The 1,308-nt window shown below is 68.0% G+C and carries 1 protein-coding gene and 1 pseudogene; both read left to right on the top strand.

Going from position 1 to position 1,308, the window contains the following annotated elements; genetic code table 11:
* Positions 1-235: pseudogene (locus AC2VOP_RS00205) on the top strand (hypothetical protein); the annotation flags it as partial.
* Positions 236-541: 306 nt separating this feature from the next.
* Positions 542-1,308: MMPL family transporter (locus tag AC2VOP_RS00200; protein ID WP_486959092.1), on the top strand; the 767-nt coding region annotated here is incomplete at its 3' end.

The raw sequence follows: 1,308 nt of genomic DNA, 5'->3' as shown, positions 1-1,308 counted from the left end.
CGAAGCGGTGCTGGTGCCGGGGCTGGTGTCCAGCGGCATGTCGTGGCCCGACGCCATCTCGGCGATGCTGGTCTATCGGCTGATCAGCTGGTTGCTCGTCGCCGCCATCGGCTGGGTGGTGTTCTTTTTCATGTTCCGGACCGAAAGCGAGGTCGACCCCGAAGGCGGCGCCGTCGTCGGCCAACGCAGCTCTCCCAGCCGCGGCGGGCTGCTCGGCACCGTTCCTCAAACCTGAGCGAAAAGGAGTTTTGCCCGGCGGGCGGCCCCGAACGCTGGTGGGTCGCCTGGTTGCCCGCGTTCGCGGCCCGGCCGGTGGCGCGGATCGTGTCCGTGTCCCGGCGTCGGGATGGCGGGTTTCGAGGTTGCCGGTCTTTGCAGCTCACGGAGGAAAAGGCAGATTGCGCGACCGCGTGCTGCGGTAGGCTCGCAGCACGCAAAACAGGCCCGGATGGGGACGGGACGCAGCGCTACCAGGGCGGCACCGGGCGTCCAGAGGGCGGCACGGTGCGACGAAGAGCGGGAGACGGCAATCCAGCAGTTCATGATGAGCCTCAGCGGCGGCCTACGCAGATGCCGCTGGCTGGTCGTCACCGGCTGGTTCCTGGCGCTGGTGCCGGCGATCTACCTGGCCGCGACCCAGTCGGGTCGACTCACCGGCGGCGGTTTCGAGGTGGCGGGGTCGCAGTCCCTGCACGTGCAGCACCAGCTCGAGGATCACTACCCCGGCCAGGGCGCGTCGGCGCTGGCTTTGGTGGCTGCGCCCCGCGCTAACGCCGGCTATCACGACATGAACTCGGCGGTGGCGCTGTTGGAGCGGGTCGCGGCCGAGGTGCCCAGCGTGGCGGTGGTGCCCACCCCGACCCAGCAACCGCCGCGACCGGACCGGCCTTACGTGGTGTCGCTGCGGCTGGACTTCAACAACACCGGAGCGGTCGACATCGCCAAGAAGTTGCGGGCAAAGCTAGGTGTCCACGACGACCAACCCGGCCAGATCGACAACGGCTCGGTGCGGCTCTACGTCATCGGACAGGGCGCGCTGGGGGCGGCGGCATCGGCGAAGACCAAACACGACATCGCCGCAGCCGAGCGGTGGAATCTGCCGATCGTGTTGATCGTGCTGTTGGCGGTGTTCGGGTCGCTGACCGCGGCGGCAATCCCGCTCACCCTCGGTGTGGGCACCGTCATCGTCACCATGGGGCTGGTCTACCTGGTGGCGATGTTCACCACGATGTCGGTGTACGTCACGTCGACGGTATCGATGTTCGGCATCGCGCTGGCGATCGACTATTCGCTGTTCATCGTGATGCG

This window comes from Mycobacterium sp. TH-M106 (assembly GCF_057473765.1).
This window is presented reverse-complemented; position numbering and strand designations above follow the sequence as displayed.